Origin of the sequence: Dyadobacter sp. CY312 (assembly GCF_021390535.1) — a bacterium.
Classification (GTDB): domain Bacteria; phylum Bacteroidota; class Bacteroidia; order Cytophagales; family Spirosomataceae; genus Dyadobacter.
This window is the reverse complement of sequence record NZ_JAJUXG010000013.1, coordinates 163,278-181,343: the sequence shown is the minus strand read 5'-3', so window position 1 is coordinate 181,343 and position 18,066 is coordinate 163,278. Positions and strand designations below refer to the sequence as shown.

Sequence of the window (18,066 nt, the reverse complement as noted above, 5' to 3'; positions counted from 1 at the left end):
ATAGAATTGCAGCGGCTGTGGTATCGACAGGGTATGGCAGATTTCTGCGGTTGGTCGTAATTTTTCAAATATACCTCCACATACAATACAAGACTTATCTATCAAAATTGTCTGCGATTCGTGAGGATCTGATATCAGTTGATTCGACTGCTTGTGATGACAACAAATAGATACGGATTTTAATCGAACAAAAATCTTAATTCTTTATTATCCTTTTTAAAATTCATGCTATACACACCATCCAAAAAGCGTGATAACTATACCTGTTTTGGATGATCATTAAGTCTCATTTGATGAAATTTAGTTCAATTTTTTTTAACCAAACACAAAAACTGATGAAGTGATATAAAGCCGGATGATCAATTGGATGATACTTATTATTATAAGTTAAAACAACTAAATAACAATTATGAACAAACTCTATTCAACCTGTTTTACACGCCCGGATAGCTTTTCATCACGACGAAGGAGACATTGCAGCGTACGCGAATCATTGGTTTCGGCAAAACGGATACGGGTAAAAAGCAAATAACTCCTCTGATCTGTCTACATCAAACTGAACGAAAAACTAAACACCTTACTTAAAACCATTGCATATGGGAACAGCTAACTTTTACAGCAGAATGCTAAGAACAGCATCAATTAATTTGATTCTAATTCTGAATATTTCCTTTACCTGGGCGCAAACACCTACCCCATTTGAATGCTCTAATCTTGCGTATCAAGTGAGCGGGCCTAATGACGAAAACTCGATTCTTTATAGCTACAATGTATCCACAGGCGCCCGAACCCTGCTGGGGGCGCTCCCGGCGAGAGTTAATGCCATAGGTTACAATACATTGGATAATTATATCTGGGGTGTCAATGTCCTGACCAATCAGGTAGTCAAGATTGGTTCTAATGCTGCCCTTACAAGCTACACAATTCCTAATTTACCACCTCCGGCGGTCTCAGCATACTACAATGTCGGGGAGGTCTTTGGAGACGGCTACCTGTTCATATACAGCAGGCTGGCTACAACATATTACGTAGTCGACATCAATCCAGCCAGGGCATCCACTTATCTGCAACTGGTTGATCCAACAGCCGCTTATACACTGGATACCGCTCCGTTCGGAAATACTTTAGCCGGCGCTGCTACGACTCTGCAGATATCAGATATCGTCTACAATGCTTCAAGTGGGCTGTTAACTGGTATTATTGACGCACAAAGTGCAACCAATGCGTACCGCAGATTTACCATTAATCCGGTCACGCAACAGGTAACAATTACGGCAACAACAATTGCGGGAGGCGGCATCCAAAATGATGAAAAGGTGGCCTTTGGTTCGATTTTTATCGATCAGACGGCCAATTCATTTTATGTGTTTGCCAATACATTGGGAGGATTTTACCAGGTCAATACGGCTACAAATGCCGCCACTCTGATATCGACAGCTGCCACAGGAGGTGCAAACAATAATGACGGAGCAAGTTGCCCCAATGCAATCTTGAATACATCTGTTTCCGGCACAGTATTCCATGATCCGAATGCAGGAAATGTTAACAACAGCACAGGAGATCCCAATACAACACCTTCCGGAATTTACGCCAATTTGATCGGAACTGACGGAAACGTCGTTGCTGTTGCTTCCGTAAACTCATCTGGGTTTTATAGTTTTCCGGGTATTCCAGCCGGCGATTATCACGTGGTGCTAAGCACTACAAATGGAACGCCAGGTAGTACGGCCCCGGCACCAAGCCTTCCTGCTGGCTGGGTAAATACAGGAGAATTCAATGGTGCTGAGAATACAGGAACCACAGCCCCGGTAGACGGAATCAGTCCGGTTTTTACAGTCGGAGTTAACAGCACAGATATCAATTTCGGTATCCAACAGCCACCGGTAGCTGATACGAAATCGTTTACGTTATCTACAACACCAGTAGCTAATTCCACAATTTCGCTAAACGCTGGAGGTAACGTAGATACGGGTAATGTTCCTGGAAATTTAACAGGGAATGACCCGGATGGGGGTATTTTGAACAGCACTTCCACTGAACCATATGATGTTACCATCAATACCTTACCAGGAAATGGTACACTGATTTACGATGGAGTACCAATCACGACGTCTGGTTTCATGATTTCCGACTACGATCCGACAAAACTGGAATTCGAGTTTACAGGTTCGGGTTATAGCAGTACATCGTTCACCTATTCTGTTCATGATGCTGCCGGATCGGTAAGCCCATCTGTTCCTTACACGATCGGGTGGACCGGAGACATTGCCGCGCCAATCCTTTCTGGTACGGTATTCCATGATCCGAATGGAGGTAATGTAAACAACAGCACAGGAAGCCCCAACACTGTCCCTTCCGGACTGTATGCCAATCTGGTTGGAACCAATGGAAATGTCGTAGCGGTAGCGCTCGTGAATGCTGACGGGACTTATGAATTCACTGCTGACATCGCACCCGGAGATTATACGGTGGTTTTGAGTACCACAGATGGTGAGGTAGGTGAGGCAGCACCTGAAGCAAGCCTCCCGACAGGATGGATGAATACGGGCGAGTTCAATGGTGCGGAAAATACAGGTAGTACAATTCCTGTTGATGGAATCAGCCCTCCATTCACATTCGCAGGGAATAGCACTAATATCAATTTTGGTATCCAGCAGCCACCGACAGCAACAACTATTATAAATCCTGCCAGCGATCCGGGAGAATTTTCCGCCACACCGCCAAGCGGATTTGACCCCGTGACCGGTTACTTGTCTATACCTTATACTTCTTTACTACCCTTCGCAGGAACAGACCCGGAGGATGGAGCAATAGACCTGGAGGCGAATACACTGGTTATTGGCAACATCAATTCGAATACGCAGATATTCTATGACTATGGTGCTGGAAATGGAGGTGTGGTTCAGATAACCCCAAACACTACTATTCCTAACTTTGACCCGGATATGCTGGTGTTCTATGGAGCGCTTGGCAGTGGTAGTGGCAGCAATCCGTTAGGTTTCCAGTACCAGGTCCTGGATGCCATGGGAGCGATTTCAGCCTCTGCAAACTATGTTTTCTCATCTAGCTCCGCTTTGCCCGTGACTCTTTCAAGCTTTACTGCGAAGATCGGGGAAGGCAATACAGTCGATCTGGCCTGGACTACCACAGAAGAAGTCAATAGTGATAAGTTCGAGGTGGAGCACAGTATCAATGGGAAAAATTGGACCTTAATTGCTTCGGTTGGTTCGAAAGGAGAAAGTAAGAAATTGTCCGGATATAGCTATGTACACGCTAAACCGTCTAACGGTGAGAATTTGTACCGGCTGAGAATGGTAGATATGGACGGAACATACGCATTCAGTTCGATCAGAGCAGTATCTGTTGAAAATGCAACGGCCCGTATCTCAACTTATCCTAATCCTGTTCAGGAGGAGCTGACCATCGAAGGATTAAGCGGAACGGAGACTATTAAGGTTCTGAATGTATCTGGACGCGTCCTGATTGAAAGTCGCAACAAGGCGGGTGACAACAAGAAAACGCTTAACATCGGATCTCTCCCTGGTGGGATTTATCTGATCAATATTCAAGCGACTGATGGTTCGTCTGTTTCACAAAAGGTGATAAAAAACAACTAGTTATCCGATTGACGAGTCCCTGGATTGATTTCCAGGGACTCGTATAAATCCATCTTGGATGAACTTGTCGTTCGGCGCCGTTCTGGTACGTTTGAACGAAATCGGTCTCTGACCGAAAACATCTGAAATTAGTACAATATATCGAAGTCGGTTGGAGCTATTCGTCTGCCAGTATAACAGTAAATCCCAGGCTAGCAGATGTACTTTTGTGTATCAAAAAGAACCAAAGACATGAGTTCCTCTTTTTCATTTTCTATGTGATTAGTTGTATGCCAACCTCTTACTTTACCTATATGTTTTGATGTGGTATTGGTATTAAATACTTTTAATTCATCCATTGTCTGTTTTATTTCGTCTGGTAAATTCTTTAAATTTATCAATAACTTTTCTAGTAAAAAATCGGCAACAGCTTTTGTCGCTATATCCATTGAAACTTTAAAAGATAAATAGTCTGGAAGCAAACACATCTGTTCGTGCCGCAAAAGGTTAAGTTTTAAAACTATTGGTTGAAATGTTTTAGAATGTCGGAAATGGTCAACTAAAATCTGTTTTTTAGCGTCAATCAAATACTGCTTGTATTCTGATTTTAGAAAATGTACTTTTTCCCGGTCAGAGTTAAAAACTGCATACAATGGCATCAAATCTTTACGCAAAGAAGGAACTAAAATGTTTTTGTAATAATCAAAGCTTTCTTCTGCCGCTTTCAGTTGAGGTAAGTATTGTTTGTCATTTTCAATTAAACTTTCTTCTATTCGCCTTAGTTGATTTGGGCGTTCGGACATGTAGCTTTCAAATTGCGACGAAGTCAAAATCTCTTTGAACTTAACTTCTTCATAGTCTAATTCTTCCCATGTCGAGAAATAATATTTGGAAGAACCAGAATTTTTTTCTCGTTCATATATAAATACTTTCTCAGCCTGGTCTTTGGTTAGCTCAATACAATTCAGAGCTTTATAGCGATTCTGTAAAGCTTCAATCTCCCATTCGTGCTCGTGAAATGCTGTCATAGTATATCTGCTGACGTTAAAGTACTTGCGTTGTGGTTGGAATAGAATTCCGTCAGCCGAAATAATGCCCGGCTGGGCTTCTCTTATCGTCTCATTGAAATATTTTCATGAACCCATTTTGCTTCTTCCTCCGGAGTGACCTTGTCCAATGTGCTGCCAAATCTGCTAAATGTTGCTTGAGCAAAGTCATAAGGTTTGCTATCTTCAAAATAAGGACCGACAACTCCTAACATCCAGCCATCTTCTGCTGCCCAATGTGGTTCATTCATTCTGTATTTAAAAACTTCATAATGAACCAGGTTATTCTTTCCGTCAAAATCCAACGTTACTCTTTTGATATGTTCAATTTCGTCCGGGTGAGCATCGAGTTCTGTTGGGAATTCTAACCAATTTGAAAGATGACTTTCAGCTCCTGAGATTAGATTATAGTATTCATTGGGAAAAAGATTTGTCTTGTCGTAGTCAGCCAAAAGTTGAAATGCAGTCTCTCTTGTAACTATATTTTTAGCATACGGCAGAACATCAGCCTCGGTTACTTCCTGTCCGCTTTCAAGTTTATCATAAAGTTCTTTAACCCTGTCAAACCGTTCAGCGTTAAGTTTGCTATTCTGTTTTCTGACGGTTACAAATCTATATATGGCAAAAGTTACAATGGCCGCAACCACCAATCCAATCGCCATAAAAACTATTTTCATTCCTCTTCAATTTTGAATTCGTGTTTCTGAGAGTTTTAGTTGGTAGCCTTGCTTACATGGATATTATATTTCTCAGGCGGTTGGAGAACGATGACGCTTGGACGTAGTCTGGAGACTACGCCTAACTTGGGAGTTTAGTCTCGGGCTATTTGCGCGGTGATCTCTTCCACTGTATCATTAACGTAAACGTAGTTCCCATTTGTGAGCAAAAGGTAAGCCCTTTCTTCACCTGTCTGAGAAGCACTATAATAGACAATTGAATTCACGTTGTAGTAAAACTCAGATTGATAGTTGGTATCTACGACTTTAATAAATTTTGCCATTTCTTATAAAGGTTAGTTTGGTCAAAGATTCTGTTAGGCCGCTATTAATATTGAATAACCCACCAACTGTCAAAATAAAATTTCCGAGTAAATAATTCTCTTAGATTTAATCGCTGTATTTCCTTCTATAATTTGTCTAGTTGTATTTTCCATTCGGATCCTTTTTTCTAGCCTATAACGATTTGCGGCTTGGCGAAGTGGCGGAAATCGAAGAACAAAAGTTAAGTTTTGCATAAATGCTCAATAGAAGAACTGATGTTGAGGTTTGCACTTCAGCCCCGTTATTGCCAAACCGATGTTAACGGCTGTTATTCTTTTCAGCAAGTTTAATACCTAGACTAAGTTGTACGTCTTTTTTGTTAATCAAATCCGCAACAGTTGGTTTGATAATGTAATCAGGAATTATTCCTCTGTCAATATTATTTTTGTCAGTTGTAACCATTGTGTATTTGGTTGTTGGAGTGAACACGATAAATTTGGAATAGGGAAGTGACGTTTCGATAAAATTTCCAGAAGTATTTCCGCAATAAGTACCACCTGTTTCTTCACCTATGAAAATCGCCCGGTTGTTATTTTTTACTATTGTGCAAAATTCACTTGTTACCGAAAAGCTCAGTCCGTTAATTAGTATATAAACCTTCCCTGGGAAGTAGTTATTTTTCGGTTGTTGAAGTGATAAATTTGGATGTTCTTTTTCATCTAATATTTTTGAAGACGTTTCGAGCTGTTGATAATAGTGGAATGTTGTGTCACATAAATAGGAATATAACAAAGCACCATAAGTATCACGTCCGCCACCATTTAGTCTAAGGTCTATGATTAAAGAGGTTATTTTCTTTGTCTTTATTTCATTAAATGTAGAATTAAGAAAATCTGCGAAATCAATATTAGCACTTTGTAAATCATCGTTTGCAAATGTTCTGATTGTCAATAAGGCAATGTTCTGATGTAAAAATTTTAAATCAACTAATTTATCATCATTGTTGTCTGTCAGGCTCTTACATTGAATTTCTTTTTCATGAACTGCATTGACTGTTGTTTTTAGTAATTGACCGTTGCTGTTTTTATAGGTAATCATATATTCCTTATGTTGACCGTAGACTAAACTGAAATAGAACCAAAATGAGTGGTTCAAAATCCAATATTTTTTTGCTTCTATCTTGCCGTCGGAAACGATATAATTAAAAAGGTTTTTTTTGATAGCCGAGATGCTTACGCCATTAATTTCAGTTATTTCTGTTCCCGAAGGAAAGCCTAACAAATTTGAACAATCCACATAAGTCTTGTCCTCTGTAAAATAGAGCGATAATGGAAAATGCTTTTCCTTTACATCAATTAATTGTCGCAGGCTGTCAGGAGCTGAACAGTTTAAATGACCATCTTCTATATGGCTCAATATCAATTTGAGTGTCTTGTAAAAATCTTTCTCTGATGTGCGACTGTCGATTTCCTGAATGCAGTCGTCAAATAGCTTGTTGATAGAAGCCTTGCTTTTAAATCTGTAAAGCGAAGGATAATTTTCTTCAAGAGACTTTTTGAGAAAAATTAAATCGTTTCTGTACCCTGTGCATTGCTCGGACTGTCCAAACACAGGGTTTGAAAGTAAAGAAAAGAGTATGATTATTTTAAATAGTTTCATCTTATACGGAATGTCAAATATAACAGCTGCCAACTCCGTAATATGATTTTGCAAAATCAAATACCCTAATCACTTGACAAAAACGCGATACGAAGCCAAACCAAAATCTAGTAGAGAACCCGCCAGTGCAGCAAAACCAAAATTTGTAATCATCAAAGAGGGTAATATCCTTACAGCAATTAACAAATCATTTCCTGCCACACGAAATTGTCAAGAAAAATATTATTACCGGCTAGTTACATCCCAAAAGGGCATAATCTAATAATCCTACTCCATCCAAAAACAGAAAAGCCATCACACCAAAAGCATAACGCTCGTTGGCATGATGGCCTTTTTTAATGAAGGGTTTAGCTAGTTGGAGTAGAAACTACACCGATGCGCTATGTTACATCAAAGGTTTTATTTCCCAATCAGCTTCATCAGCTTGTGGTATATCTCCGTATTCTCATATACGCCGCGGAAATCGAGAGAGTGGGGGCCGTAGGCGAAAACGGGTACCATGATTCCGGTGTGGTCGTCGGTGCTGAAATGTCCGTCTACATAACCGGTTTTCAGATTGCCGTCGAGTAGGGTCAAGCCGCCCGTTTCATGGTCTGCGGTGACGATGACCAACGTTTCTCCGTTGCTGTCTGCAAATTTGAGCGCTTCGCCAACGAGTCTGTCGAAATCCAGCATTTCGGTAACAGCATAACTCACAATATTGGCATGTCCGCCGTAGTCGATCTGAGCGCCTTCGGCCATCATGAAGAAACCGGGCTTGTGTCCTTTAAAACTGTCGATGGATTTTTTGAAAGCATCAGCCAGGAAGTTGCCTCTGCCGTTGGTCACGGACTTGGCATTCTGTTCGTCAAGCAATACAAAAGGCGTTTGAAGAGATGCCAGATCCTTCCACTGATTGGAGACCTGAACGCCCACGTCTTTGAGCTTCTGATCGGTTCCGGTTTTTTGAAAATGCGCATAACCACCACCAATCAGCACATCGACTTTACCAGAAAGATAATCCTTGGCAATACTGTCCTGCATGCTTCTTTCCGGACGGTGGGCATAGAACGAAGCCGGCGTGGCGTCCGTAATATCACCCGAAGAAATCAGCGCCGTTTTTCTGCCCGTTTCCTGAATGTCAGCGATGATCGACCGTGAGGCAACCAGATTAGAGTCCACACCAATCGCCCGGTTTCTTGTTTTTTTACCCGTTGCAAAAGCAGTAGCTCCGGCAGCAGAATCGGTGATGTAATTATCGGAAGAGGCGGTTTTGGAAAAACCAATATTTAAAAATTGAGCAAGATTCAATTTGCCCGCATTTCCGGTGAGACCGGCATGTATTTGCGCCAGACCCATTCCGTCGCCAATCAGCAAAATGATGTTCTTCACCGCACCTTTGGAGTCGTTGTTCCGATAGGTCGGTTTGTATGGTTCGTAAAAACTTTCCGCCTGAAATTCCGCGTTCTTTCTGCCTTTCAGGAAAGTGCCCAGTGCCGTAACCTTGTCGGTATTGATGTAGTCAGCCCCCAGATTCATCAGCACTTTCCAGGTATTGATGTTATCCGGACTTGCCCAAAACCGAAACGGCTTTTTGTTCTCATGCGCCCGGCGAATCACCTCGGTCAGTTTTTTGCGGTCGGCCTCCACGGGAATTCCTTTGCCGTTCCATTTGGAATAGAAACCAAAATCCTGGCTGATGAGTCCGATTCGTTGCAGCTGGTTCGCTGTGTAAGTCACATTCGGGCGGCCATCAAATGAGATAAAAGACGGATAATTTTCAAAAGCGCCCGGTGCAGGTACATTACCACTCACTACAATTTGGATCGAGCCATTCTCAGCAAACAATTCCTGATGTGGTGCAAGCAACTTCACCAGCGCCTTCAATGTAGGCTCGGATGATGTTTTCAGATCAATGAGCAATTGTAATTTTTTATCAGCATAAATCTGCCCTTTGTTTTTGCCCGCGGCTTTCAGGATCGGTTGCAGATACAGCTTATCCAGCGTGCGTTCGCTGTCGATTTCCCGGCTTTCGTGTGCAACAAACAAGGTATCATTTCTCAGAAAAACATCCGCCTCTATCGAACCAAACTTTTGCTGGTATGCCAAAGTAAATGGAGCAGCCTGAAGATAATCGTTATGCGAATGTCCCTGCGGAAATGCGGTGCTATTGAGTTGCTGAGCAGAGACTTTCAGACTCGTGATAAGGCATAAGGTTAGAAGGTATTTTTTCATGGTGGATATGGGCATTGAGGTTGTTTTAATCTTGAAAATGTATGGCAGATAGCTGCAAACCAAATGCGATTGGCTAAATAAGGTATGGCGCTATCTTTAAAATAACCACAAAGATGGTTTGACGTTTGTCCACGAAAAAGGCGTTGAGAGATTCTTAACAATTAGTTAAAAAACCAAATTAAGGGTTCGGCAGGCAACAGGTTTCAGTTTTGTTTGATGCCAGGGAATTTGCTATGCGGCTAATTGGTAAGAAAGCCATTTCAGTTGTGCTTTATCTTACAAAATGTCGATTTATGATAGTTTCAGGAGATTTTAGGACTATTACACAAGCATGTCGCTTGCACGAAAACCTTCACAATTCGGTAATGATTTGGTAACCTGACGGCGTAGAAAAATATCTTCATTTGTCGAATTATTTAATACACAAATGAAAATTGTCTTATGCTAAGAAGAAATTTACTCCTATTCATCATGCTCGCGTTTGCCTGTGTTTTTACAGGCGCAAACGTATGGGCTCAAACTACGCAGGCATCTATTTCAGGTACGATATCCGACGGTAGCAATGCTGAACTTCCGGGTGCAACGGTGCAGGTTCGTAATGAATCAACCGGTTTTTCTACTGGGACAACTACAAATGCAAAGGGAGAATATGCATTCAAAGAATTGCCATTGGGTGGTCCTTATACTGTTACTGTGAGCTTTATAGGTTACGGCGAACAAAAGCAAACGGGCTATATGCTGAATCAGGGAGATGCGATTAAAATAAAAATCAGCATGAAAGAATCTGATCAGACGCTGGAAGTGGTGCAGGTTGTTGCGTCTGGTTTGAAGAATAAAATCGAAAACATTGGTGCATCTACGGCCATTTCGGCAAAGGATATTACCAGACTTCCTGTAAACGGAAGGAATTTTACGTCATTGATGGACCTTTCTCCATTGAGCCGTGGCGGTAATATTTCTGGTCAGTTGGGATCTTCTACCAACTACACCATTGACGGTATGAACGCGAAAAACCCAACGTCTGCCGGTGCTACAACCAGCCGAAGCGGCGCTCCTTATTCCATTTCGATTGAAGCCGTTCGTGAATTTCAGGTAGTAACCAACCAGTATGACGTTACTTATGGTCGTGCGGGTGGTGGAACTGTGAGCGCGGTAACGAAATCCGGAACGAATAAACTGAGCGGAAGTGTGTTCAATTACAGCCGCGCCAACTGGTTGTCGAGCAAATACGATATTCGTGGAAACAGAATCAATAACAAGTTTTCTACAAACCAATTCGGATTTTCATTGGGCGGCCCGATCATCAAAGACAAGTTACACTTTTTTGTAGCCTGGGATCATCAGCAGGATTCACGTCCATTTGTGATTGCAGATATTCAGTCACCAATTGATGAGAACCGTTTCAACACGACCAGAGCGACATTGGATCAATTTGTAGGAATAGCACGTTCGAAATATGGCGTTGCCAATACAGATCAGTACGGTACATTTGACAAAAAGAGAGGTTCTGATGCAGCTTTTGCACGTATCGACTGGCAGATTAACAGAAATAACTTGCTGACAATCCGTAACAACTACACCAATGACAGAAACAAACTTGGGCTTACGGATAACTCATCGATCAATATTTACGAATCGACCGGTAACGATTACAACGTCGACAACAGCTTACTTGCTTCGTTGCGTTCTTCGATCAATTCCCGTGTAACGAACGAGTTGAAGATTCAGCATTTGTACACGTTCCAGGAAAGTAGTCCGGGTGACCAGCTTCCGGGCGCGAACATTCCCCGTGCAATTGTTGAGAACGTGAACTCAGTCTTGAGTGACGGGAGTTCAAAGGCAATAGGCAGCATCCAAATGGGAGGCCACCGTTTTGCGCAGGAAGGTTTTACCAACAATGTATTACAACTGGTTGATAATTTGTATTACAACACAGATAAAGTTCAGTACACTTTTGGTGTGGATCTGATGTACACAGGCTCAAAGTCAACCTATGGTAGTGAAGTAAATGGCCGTTTCCATTACACGGTAGATGCGCCTAACAACAGGACTGCGCTGCAACAATTTGAAGACCTTAAACCATACCGTTACTACCGCGAAGTGCCTTTGATGGACGATTGGTCGGTAAAAGGGAACATTCTGAATGCCGGGATTTATGGTCAGCTGAAAACACAGCTTGCGCCCGGTCTTGATGTGGTTGCCGGTCTTCGTTTGGACTACGCACATTACCCGACTTCCCCACTTAATCAGGAACTCTTCGACGAATTGCAGATCCGTACCGATCACCGCCTGAAATCATTTGTGGTTCAGCCTCGCGCACAGTTTACCTGGGATATTAATGAGCGTCATACCGATATCATCCGTTTGGGTGGTGGTATTTTCGCATCAGATATCAACAACTATGTGCTGATCAATAACCTGACATTTGACGGTAAACACCTTGCAACCGTGGATGTACGCGGTGCCAATGTTCCTACACCGGATTTTGCAGCATACAGAAATAATTACAACAGCATTCCAAGTCTGACGGCCTTGCAAGTGCCAACGATCAATACCAACGGTCCTGATGCGAGAGTGCCGGTGATGTACAAAGCCAATGCTTCTTACAGCCATTATTTTACGGATAAACTGAGAGTGGGTGTTGCCGGATACATGACTTTGGGCCGCAACAATTACTTTTATGTAGACCGCAACATGGTGGATCAGCCATTCTTCCGTTTGGCAAATGAGGACAACAGAGGGGTTTTTGTGCCTTTGGAGTCGATGCCGAACAATGGTGCCGGAGACTGGTTACAGGGACGTAAAAGTACGAAATTCGGACGTGTATTGGAATTGAACAGCGAAGGGAAAGTAAACCAGTTTGCTTTTGTTGCAGATGCAACGTATCGCTATTTCAGAGACGGGGAGATTACGGCGAGCTATACTTACAATGATACCCGAGACAACGCTTCGTACAACGGGAACGTGGCGAATACCGCGACACTTTCATTGCCTGTGAAAGATGATCCGAGAGATTTGAGCATGATGACGGCTTCGGACAACCATTTCCGCCATAAAATTGTATTCTACGGTTCATTACCCTCTTTTTACGGTGTCACAGTGGGACTTAGATATTCAGGAATTGGTGGAACAAGGTACACGCTACGTTCCGGAGCGAACAGTAATGGTGACTTCGTTACCGGGGATAATGACCTTGCCTTTGTATTTGACAGAAACAATCCGGCAGTACCTGAGAACGTAAGAAAAGGACTTCAGGCGATTCTTGACAATCCGAATGCAAGCCAGAGTGTGAAAGATTATATCACGAAATATTCTGGCAAAATGGCGGAAAGAAACGGTGGTATCAATGGTTTCTATGGCATATTTGACCTGCGTGCGATGAAGAAATTCAACTTCTACAAAAGCCATGCACTCGAACTTTCTGTTGATATTTTCAACGTAGCCAACTTCCTTAACAAAGACTGGGGAACGAACAAATCTTTGGGTAGTCAGGCATTGTACGCGTTGGGTATTCCAGCAAGTGAGGGTGTTCCCGCAAAAGCTGGATTTGATAAAGCCAACCAGAGTTTTGTATACCGTGTCAATACGGCTGGCGTGGTTACGCCATCAGGTAATCCGTTCCAGTTCCAGTTGGGATTGCGTTATAGTTTTTAATTTTTTAGGCTGATCAGGAGGTGTCCGTGTTAAGATCGGGCACCTCTTTTTCTTTTAACAAGTAACTGAAATTGGATTTGTGCTGGAATTATAGAAACGTGTTTTGATAGTAATCGTGTAAATTAGAAGTGATAATCGTATTCTAAACTTTTAGGTAATATCAATTCTAACACATGATTTTTCTGTCAAAAAATAATTCGTCTACATTGTTACTTTTAGTGATGATGTTCATGTTGCCTCTCGGCGTCAACGCGCAGGATATGAAGTCCATAACGTTTAACTTTCCAAGAAACGCATCAGGAAATGCAGTTATACTGACGGACTTTTTGCAAAAAGATGTGAGGTATTCTCAAGAATGTGAATGTAACAGCGAATTTGGATTTTTTTACTTCAAAGTGTCTTATCCCAATCTCGTTGACAGCATTTCATACTATGGTACGTTAAGCACCGATAGATCAGAAAAAATAATTGAAAATATAAAGAAAACCAAGAGTTACTGGTCTTTCAAAAAGGGCAAAAATAATAGTGCTTCCAAATGGTTTATCTACCCCTATTTTGATTTTGGGGATGACAGAAATATTAAAAATACCTGTACGGAAGCGGAGAAGAAATTACAGGATGCGGTTATGATGTTTGCCGAGAATACTGGGCAAACGGAGTTATCTCTAAGAAGGAAAGATGGGGTTTTGTTAAGAGAAAAAATTAATAGTCAGCGAGAGATTAAGTGTAACTAAATGATATGCAATTAATATGAAAAAAATAGTTTTTATTCTCCTGTGCTCATCAGGCATGGTTTTCGGACAGGGAACGCTCGACAAACAGGGACACAGGGGAGCCCGCGGATTGATGCCTGAAAATACAATTCCGGCCATGATGAAAGCCATACAGGTAGGAGTGAACACGCTTGAACTGGATGTGGTTATTTCGAAAGATAACCAGGTGGTGGTTTCACATGATACTTATTTGTCGTCGGATTTTATGCGTCATGCAGACGGAAGTGACATTAGTGCAGCAGAGGCAAAACAGCTTATTTTGTTTCAAATGCCATATGATGAGATTAAAAGGTTTGACGCCGGAAGCAAGCCACATCCACAATTTCCCAGGCAGGAAAAAATCAAAACCTATCGTCCATTACTTTCTGAGCTGATCGATTCTGTGGAAACTTATGCGACTCAAAAAGGCATAAAACCATTGAAATACAACATTGAAATAAAATCCGCTCCACAGGGCGACGGTAAGCACCATCCGTCTCCACAGGAATTTGTTGCGCTTGTGATGCAGGTATGCGAAAGTAAGAAACTTGGGGAACGGTTGACAATCCAGTCGTTTGATGTGCGTCCGTTGAAAGTGCTGCATGAAAACTATCCTGACGTCACGATTTCTTACCTGACGGCTAATGCTAAATCCATAAACGAGAATTTGCAACTCCTTGGCTTCACCCCGGAAATTTACAGTCCGTATTACAAAACGGTAAATGCTGCTTCTGTAAAGGAATGTCATGATAAAAAGATGCAGATCGTTCCCTGGACAGTTAATACCAAAGAAGAGATCAAACAGCTGACTGATATCGGCGTGGATGGTATCATATCTGACTACCCGGATTTATTCTGATTGCATTTTGCAAGTTGGTCTTTCAGACAGTTTTCCGTAGTCATTTTTTAAACATAAAAACCAGAGACTATCGCATGCTATATGCTGATAATCTCTGGTTTTTTTAGAATACAAACACCTACACCGAATGCGTGTAATTGATCAGGAACTTAATCTTTCAAAATCCTGTGCGATACCGTTTCGCCAAGGGGATTTGTTACCACAATGATGTAAATTCCAGTCTTCAATACGGAAATGTCATATCTGAAACTATTTCCATTGTTCGTGGTGGCAGCAATTTTAATTCCTGTTGAGCTGATTATTTCAATAAGTTCCCCTCCTGTAAGGCCGTTTATCGTTACAAAATCCTTTGTTGGATTCGGTGAGAAAACCAACGAGCTACCATTTTCATTTGCGACACTGACAATCCGGCTGTAAGCGAATGTCTGATCAGTATCAATCATTTTAAGGCGGTAGTAATTGGTGCCTTTCGATACTGCTGCGTCAACAAAAGTGTAGTTTTTTTGCGTACTGCTTTCGCCTGCGGCTTTCTGTTCTCCTATTTTAATCCAGCTGTTCGCATCGCCGCTGCGTTCAATTTCAAAGCGGTCAGCGTTTGACTCTCCTGTTGTGGTCCACAATAGCTGCACAGTTTGCCCTTCATTTTTTGCCTGAAATGAAGTGAGTTTCACTGGTAACGGACTTGTCCATTCCACCTTGTAGACTACGGGAGCGGACTTCGCGCCGGCGGCATCAATCACCACATATTCAAAGTCAAAACCAGTGTATCCGCTTCCATTAAGCGTTGCTGCAAGTTCGGCAAAGTCAAAATCTGTTATGACGGCGTTGTCAGTTGAGGTAGATAGCACCGTTGATCCGTAGCTGATACTAAGTGACGGTGAAGCTCCATCAATCGCCGTGAATTGGAACGTGCTTCCCAAAATCTGGACGGTCGGTTTTGGAGCATCAGGCGATGTAGACGAGCCGAAATTGGCATATGCTCCATCTTGTGGGTCAGAACCAGTGAGTGGTTTGAAAACATAAATATCTCCCGGACGTGGTGTTGGTATCATGTCGTTTACCGGCACGGCTGTGGGAGCCTGATTAATACCGAAGTTCACATTAGGCAAATTACCCGTAACCGTGATCGTTATGATACCGTTCGCATCTCCGTCACTTCCTGCTGTGGTACCAACATACTCGCCAGTTGACAACCAGTTTCCTCCTACAGGAAGGGAAGCCTGCGCAGGAGCATCGGCTCCGGTAACAACTGCTGCGTTACTCAACTGCACAGTGTAACTTCCATGTAAAACATTCGTAAAACTGAAAGTGCCATTGGCTGCAACTTCCTGTGAAGAAAGGATTTTTCCTGCGCTGGATACAAGCAATGCATATAGTCCCTGCTCCGTATATGGACTTCCGTTTACAATTTCGTCTGTCAGGCCATTGGCATCTACAAAAACATTTCCGCTCACAGTGACCATTGGCAGATAGTTCGCCGTAATTGTTGCAGGATTGCTCACCGCGCCAGTGCTGTTTTTGATTGTGTAACTGATGGGAGTTGGGCTTGTTAGAAAACCTTCCTCGGGCGTGAATGTTATATTACCCGAAGCATCTACTTTCCAGATTCCCTGACCGGGTACACTGATCTGATCAATGTCGCCATCGCCATCTGTATCTTCTGCAATGGCTGCGGGAATTGAAGCAGGAGGGATCAGGTTGATCGTCGAAACAACCAGCGTTGTGCCGGTTGGAGCAGTATCATTACTGTTGATGGTTGGCAGTACGGCAGGTTGTCCCGGCGTGACTCCCGTGATTTGATCATTAACAGCCGTAGGCGGAGTGCATATGGTTACTGCGATGGTTGCCGCAGCGGACAGGTTGCCCTGGTTATCGGCAATGCTGTATGTCGCTGTGGCCGTTCCTGATACAAAGCCTGCGGCAGGCTGAAACTGAATAACTCCGGAGGTTGTATTTACTGAAAAAGTCCCCTGTGTTACATTCAGTGAAGTAACTCTTTGGTTGCCCGAATTGATAAGCCGAACAGAACTGTTGTTTAACGGATACGTTCCGGCAGCATCATTACCCGCTACATTTATGTTGACAGGTGTGGTGCTCGACGCCGGACTACATGCCTGGTCGTTACTGGCGCTTGGCTGGATAATGGCCGAAGAACAACGTGCACCGTCACCGGGTGCTTTCCCCGCCAACGCGCTGGAATAGAGTGTCGTGGTTACGGGTGTGTTTGTCGGAAGAGAATGCGGTGTAGCAATTCTGTAAATTCTGCCACTGGCGTTGTTGCTGATAAACAGGTTTCCCAGGTTATCCATAAAGGCGGTACCAAAAGAATCAGTTTCTCCTGGTTCGAACCCGGATGTGTTTCCAAGTATCGTCATAGTATTAGCCACAGGATCAAACTGAAACAACTGTCTGGCAGGATTGCTAGTAACTCCATAGATTTTTCCGTCAACGGGGCTAAACGCAAAGTCATTGATAGCGGAAGTGTACGTGAGTTTTTGGGTAGCCACAAGGTAATTGGGCGATGATGGGTTCAGGTCAATTGAGACAAATCTATTTGATCCAAACAGATACAGAATGCCTGCGGGACTTACATCGCCAGCCGCATAAGCACCGCTTGCAACGTCGCCCGTCATGTTCAAAAGTTCAATATTTCCATTGGCACCGACTTTCGCAATCTGGCTGGTATTGTATCTGTAACCATACAGGTAATTGTCAATCGTATTGTAGCCAAAGGCGTTTAAAAATCTCTGATTGGCAGTTATAGTTGGTAAGATGTCGGCCTTGATGAGGTTGCTTGCACCTGTTGTCAGGTTGAATGAATAAAGACTGGTAATGTTATTTCCACTTACGGAGTTGTTGGTGAGGATGTATCCCAGACCAGTCGAGCATTCGAATGTGGACAGCTGTTGGGCAGCTGTTTTAAAAAACATGGTAGCCATTACAAGAACGGCAAAGAGTATTCGTTTTTTTTGGATAAAATTTTGTTTCACTGGTAATTCATTTTGGATGGATAAAATAACGACGAGAAACAGAGGGGGGGCATTACAATAGTATGTGGTTGGCAGGTAAGATGCATTTCATAACAATGTAGTACCTATGAATAATTTGATGATAACTATTCATAGATAAATACAATTAATATAATCGAATTTTTCTAATAATGTAACCAAATGTATATAAAATGGGAACAAATACAAACTCGTAACTGGCGTCGCAGTGTACAATAATATCGTGTTGAGTCGCTGTTTTCTACAAAAACTACCTGTAAGTCATGAACTTAATCAAATTTGAGCTTTCTCGAATTCG

General features: G+C 42.5%; 10 protein-coding genes. 4 read left to right on the top strand and 6 right to left on the bottom strand.

What is annotated here, in order from left to right:
* The first annotated feature begins 596 nt into the window (after positions 1-596).
* Positions 597-3,617 (top strand): DUF6923 family protein, encoded by a 3,021-nt coding sequence (locus LZG71_RS19130; RefSeq protein WP_233823050.1) that lies wholly within the window; start codon positions 597-599, stop codon positions 3,615-3,617.
* Between the two features lie 191 nt (positions 3,618-3,808).
* On the opposite strand, the gene LZG71_RS19125 is transcribed toward LZG71_RS19130, so the two are convergent.
* The 5 genes from LZG71_RS19125 to LZG71_RS19105 form a co-directional block, all read right to left on the bottom strand.
* A complete protein-coding gene (locus tag LZG71_RS19125) occupies positions 3,809-4,624 on the bottom strand; it encodes a hypothetical protein (RefSeq protein WP_233823048.1) in 816 nt (271 codons plus the stop codon).
* Between the two features lie 83 nt (positions 4,625-4,707).
* The gene (locus LZG71_RS19120; RefSeq protein WP_233823046.1) at positions 4,708-5,319 is read right to left on the bottom strand and encodes a hypothetical protein; all 612 of its coding nucleotides are present in this window, start codon (positions 5,317-5,319) and stop codon (positions 4,708-4,710) included.
* Between the two features lie 134 nt (positions 5,320-5,453).
* Positions 5,454-5,642, bottom strand: coding sequence for a hypothetical protein (locus LZG71_RS19115; protein ID WP_233823044.1), 189 nt, complete (start codon positions 5,640-5,642; stop codon positions 5,454-5,456).
* A 298-nt stretch (positions 5,643-5,940) separates the two neighbouring features.
* Positions 5,941-7,281, bottom strand: coding sequence for a S41 family peptidase (locus LZG71_RS19110; protein WP_233823042.1), 1,341 nt, complete (start codon positions 7,279-7,281; stop codon positions 5,941-5,943).
* A gap of 399 nt (positions 7,282-7,680) precedes the next feature.
* Positions 7,681-9,495 (bottom strand): alkaline phosphatase, encoded by a 1,815-nt coding sequence (locus tag LZG71_RS19105; protein ID WP_233823041.1) that lies wholly within the window; start codon positions 9,493-9,495, stop codon positions 7,681-7,683.
* A gap of 441 nt (positions 9,496-9,936) precedes the next feature.
* Here LZG71_RS19105 and LZG71_RS19100 point away from each other — a divergent pair, with 441 nt between their 5' ends.
* The 3 genes from LZG71_RS19100 (at position 9,937) to LZG71_RS19090 (ending at position 14,760) form a co-directional block, all read left to right on the top strand.
* Positions 9,937-13,149, top strand: coding sequence for a carboxypeptidase regulatory-like domain-containing protein (locus LZG71_RS19100; protein ID WP_409013641.1), 3,213 nt, complete (start codon positions 9,937-9,939; stop codon positions 13,147-13,149).
* A 173-nt stretch (positions 13,150-13,322) separates the two neighbouring features.
* Positions 13,323-13,883: a hypothetical protein gene (locus tag LZG71_RS19095; protein ID WP_233823040.1), complete on the top strand. Its 561-nt coding sequence runs from the start codon at positions 13,323-13,325 to the stop codon at positions 13,881-13,883.
* A 16-nt stretch (positions 13,884-13,899) separates the two neighbouring features.
* Complete coding sequence (locus LZG71_RS19090) at positions 13,900-14,760, top strand: glycerophosphodiester phosphodiesterase family protein (RefSeq protein ID WP_233823039.1); 861 nt, start codon at positions 13,900-13,902, stop codon at positions 14,758-14,760.
* A 149-nt stretch (positions 14,761-14,909) separates the two neighbouring features.
* Here LZG71_RS19090 and LZG71_RS19085 read toward each other — a convergent pair whose 3' ends face one another.
* Complete coding sequence (locus LZG71_RS19085; RefSeq protein ID WP_233823038.1) at positions 14,910-17,750, bottom strand: DUF6923 family protein; 2,841 nt, start codon at positions 17,748-17,750, stop codon at positions 14,910-14,912.
* Positions 17,751-18,066: the final 316 nt, after the last annotated feature.

What these genes read in the sequence shown, in the direction of transcription:
- LZG71_RS19090 (WP_233823039.1), top strand. Translation starts at nt 13,900, where the DNA reads ATGAAAAAAATAGTTTTTATTCTCCTGTGCTCATCAGGCATGGTTTTC.
- LZG71_RS19095 (WP_233823040.1), top strand. Translation starts at nt 13,323, where the DNA reads ATGATTTTTCTGTCAAAAAATAATTCGTCTACATTGTTACTTTTAGTG.
- LZG71_RS19120 (WP_233823046.1), bottom strand. Translation starts at nt 5,319, where the DNA reads ATGAAAATAGTTTTTATGGCGATTGGATTGGTGGTTGCGGCCATTGTA.
- LZG71_RS19130 (WP_233823050.1), top strand. Translation starts at nt 597, where the DNA reads ATGGGAACAGCTAACTTTTACAGCAGAATGCTAAGAACAGCATCAATT.
- LZG71_RS19115 (WP_233823044.1), bottom strand. Translation starts at nt 5,642, where the DNA reads ATGGCAAAATTTATTAAAGTCGTAGATACCAACTATCAATCTGAGTTT.
- LZG71_RS19125 (WP_233823048.1), bottom strand. Translation starts at nt 4,624, where the DNA reads ATGACAGCATTTCACGAGCACGAATGGGAGATTGAAGCTTTACAGAAT.
- LZG71_RS19110 (WP_233823042.1), bottom strand. Translation starts at nt 7,281, where the DNA reads ATGAAACTATTTAAAATAATCATACTCTTTTCTTTACTTTCAAACCCT.
- LZG71_RS19105 (WP_233823041.1), bottom strand. Translation starts at nt 9,495, where the DNA reads ATGAAAAAATACCTTCTAACCTTATGCCTTATCACGAGTCTGAAAGTC.
- LZG71_RS19100 (WP_409013641.1), top strand. Translation starts at nt 9,937, where the DNA reads ATGCTAAGAAGAAATTTACTCCTATTCATCATGCTCGCGTTTGCCTGT.